The organism is Hymenobacter terrestris (genome assembly GCF_013377905.1).
GTDB classification, from domain to species: Bacteria; Bacteroidota; Bacteroidia; order Cytophagales; family Hymenobacteraceae; genus Hymenobacter; species Hymenobacter terrestris.
On the sequence record NZ_JABKAV010000127.1, the window covers coordinates 1 to 3079 of the forward strand.

Below are 3079 nucleotides of genomic sequence, written 5' to 3' on the forward strand. Positions count from 1 at the left end.
ATGATTGGTCTGTACGGGGGGGGGGCGGAGGCAGCCACCGCCCCTACATCGTTCCAGCAAATCACTTCGTAACTCGGGTTGAGAGCAAACAAAAAAAATGCACGAAAAAGCCTCTGTTGTATGCTGTAAGGGCTGATGCTGTCACGCGTTGCGAAAATAACTAGCATCTGACTAACCGAACTAGTAGCTTTGCTAACGCTGCTAGGCCTGGCCGTTTAATACGGGGCCGTAGCTGCGTTTTAGTAGCCACGGCCGGCGCTCCGGCCCTCACGCTTTTTCGGTATGCTGGTTGACTTACGAATTCAGAATTACGCCCTGATTGAAAAGCTGGAGCTGAAGCCTTCAGCGCTGCTCAACATCATTACCGGCGAAACGGGCGCCGGCAAGTCCATTATGCTGGGGGCCATCGGGCTGCTACTCGGCAACCGCGCCGACTCGCGCATGCTCTTCGATACGAGCAAAAAGTGCGTGCTGGAAGGCCATTTCGACATCAGCAGCTACCAGCTGCGCGATATTTTCGAGGCCGAAGATGTGGACTATGACCAGCAGTGCATTCTGCGGCGCGAGCTGAGCCCCAATGGCAAGAGCCGGGCCTTCGTGAACGATACGCCCGTGACGCTGGAAACCCTGCGCCACATCGGGGCCAACCTCATGGACATCCACTCGCAGCACGACACGCTGCTGCTCGGCGACGCCGTGTTTCAGCTGAATCTGCTGGATTTGTACGCTAATCTGGTGCCCACGCGCACTCAATACAGCAACGCCTTCCGCCAGTACCGCAAGCTTGAAACCGACCTGCAGGCCCTCGAAAGCCAGGTAGCACAAGCCAACAAGGAGCTCGACTACCACAGCTTTTTGCTGAGTGAGCTGGAAGAAGCCAGTCTGGACAATGAGCACCAGGATGAGCTGGAGCAGGAAGTAAAGGAGTTGGAGCACGCTGAGGAAATCAAGTACAAGCTCACCCACGCCCTGCAAAGCCTGAGCGACGGCGAATACTGCGCCACCGGGGCCCTGAAAGACGCCGTGGTGCTGCTAGGCCAGATTGCGCCCTACTCGGAGCCCGTAAAGGACCTGCGCCACCGCCTCGACAGCTGCCTGATTGAGCTGCGCGACATCACCGACGAGATTGAGCAAGTGGAGCGCCGCACTGAGGGCGACCCGGCCCGCATCGATGAGCTACAGAGCCGCCTGAATGTGCTTTACAGCCTGCAGCGCAAGCACCAGGTGCGCGATGTGGTAGACCTGCTGGCCGTGCGCGCCGACCTGCGCGACAAGGTCAGCTCGGTACTCAACCTCGACAAGCAAATAAGCCGTCTGCGCCGCGACGTGGAAGCCACCTTGGCCACCGTGCAGAAGCAGGGGTTACGCCTTTCCGAAGCCCGCCGCAAGACGTTTCCGAAGTTCGAGAAGGAGCTAGCTGCCCTGCTCACCGACTTGGGCATGCCCCACGCCCGCATTGTGGTAAGCCACGAGGCCGGCGCTCCTGCCGTCAGCGGGATTGATGTGGTGAGCATCCTGTTCACGGCTAACAAAGGAGCCGAGCCCCAGACACTGAGCAAGGCCGCTTCAGGCGGTGAGTTCTCGCGCCTCATGCTATGCATCAAGTACATGCTGGCCGACAAAACCGCGTTGCCGACTATCGTATTCGATGAAATCGACACTGGCATCAGCGGCGAAATTGCGCTGAAAGTGGGCCGTATGATGCAGCAGATGGCCAAGAAGCACCAGCTCATTGCCATCAGCCACCTGCCACAGATGGCTGCCGCCGGCGACGCGCATTACTTCGTGTACAAGGAAGACCGCGCCGACCGCACCGTGAGCCGCATTCGTTTGCTGAGCCAGGACGAACGAATCCATGAAATTGCTCAAATGATTTCCGGCGCCAACCCCACCGTGCATGCCACCCAAAGCGCCCGTGAGCTGCTGGCCCTGCGCGGCGTGGAGATGGCGGGATAGGAGAGGAAGTGAATTAGGTGTAAGGTTAGTGTAAAATGAACTGTCATGCTGAGCGAAGGCGCAGTCGTAGTCAAAGCATCTCTGCCGCAATGGTAATCCTATTGATTGCAACGAAGCGGTAGAGATGCTTCGACTGCGGCTGCGCCTTCGCTCAGCATGACAATTCTTTATTTTTTCGCCTTTTTTGTGGTTCCAATCTCAACCCAACTCACCTCCCTATATGGCCAGTAACCTGCTCGCGGGCAAAGTCGGTATCATTTCCGGCGCGCTCAATGAAGAATCCATTGCCTGGAAAGTGGCGCTGAAGTGCCACGCCGAAGGAGCCCGCTTCGTGCTCACCAACGCCCCGCTGGCCATGCGGATGGGCGAAATTAACAAGCTCTCGGAGCAGTGCAACGCGCCCATCATCCCGGCCGATGCGACGTCGATGGAGGACCTGGAAAACCTGTTTTCGGGAGCCCAGGAGCAGCTTGGCGGCAAGCTCGATTTCGTGTTGCACAGCATTGGCATGAGCGCCAACATCCGCAAGGGCAAGCACTACGGCGAGCTGAACTACGAGTGGTACCAGAAGACGCTCGATGTGTCGGCCCTCTCGTTTCATAAGATGCTGGCCGTGGCCGAGAAGCAGGATGCCTTCAACGAGTGGGGCTCGGCCGTAGCCCTGAGCTACATTGCCGCCCAACGCGCCTTCCTCGACTACACCGATATGTCGCAGGCCAAGGCTATGCTCGAAAGCATTGCCCGCAGCTATGGCCAGCGCCTCGGCAAGCTCAAAAAAGTACGCGTGAACACCATTTCGCAGTCGCCCACCAAAACCACCGCTGGCACCGGAATCAGCGGCTTCGATGCGTTCTACGAGTACGCCGACCGCCTTTCGCCCCTGGGCAACGCCCCGGCCGAAGCCTGCGCCGATTACGTGGTGAGCCTGTTCTCGGACCTGACGCGCTACGTAACCATGCAGAACCTCATGCACGACGGTGGCTTCAGCACCACCGGCATCTCGGAGGAAATTGTGGAGCTGGTAACGGCTGCCAAGCAGTAGTTCGGTTCTTTTTCTCTGTAAACAGCAACGCCCGGCCAATTTGGTCGGGCGTTGTGGCGTTTTAGGGGGCGCAGAAGTTAA

2 protein-coding genes are annotated in these 3079 nt (G+C 58.3%); both read left to right on the plus strand.

Annotation, left to right across the window (positions count from 1 at the left end):
* Nucleotides 1-282: 282 nt before the first annotated feature.
* Entirely contained in the window at nt 283-1956 is a 1674-nt protein-coding gene (gene recN / locus HW556_RS18140; RefSeq protein ID WP_176901529.1) for a DNA repair protein RecN, read from the plus strand.
* A 220-nt stretch (nt 1957-2176) separates the two neighbouring features.
* Nucleotides 2177-2998 (plus strand): enoyl-ACP reductase FabI, encoded by an 822-nt coding sequence (locus HW556_RS18145; protein ID WP_176901530.1) that lies wholly within the window; start codon nt 2177-2179, stop codon nt 2996-2998.
* The last annotated feature ends 81 nt before the right edge of the window (nt 2999-3079 follow it).

Bases quoted from the DNA above. Each gene is read 5' to 3' on its own strand.
- recN (WP_176901529.1), top strand. From the start codon at position 283: ATGCTGGTTGACTTACGAATTCAGAATTACGCCCTGATTGAAAAGCTG.
- HW556_RS18145 (WP_176901530.1), top strand. From the start codon at position 2,177: ATGGCCAGTAACCTGCTCGCGGGCAAAGTCGGTATCATTTCCGGCGCG.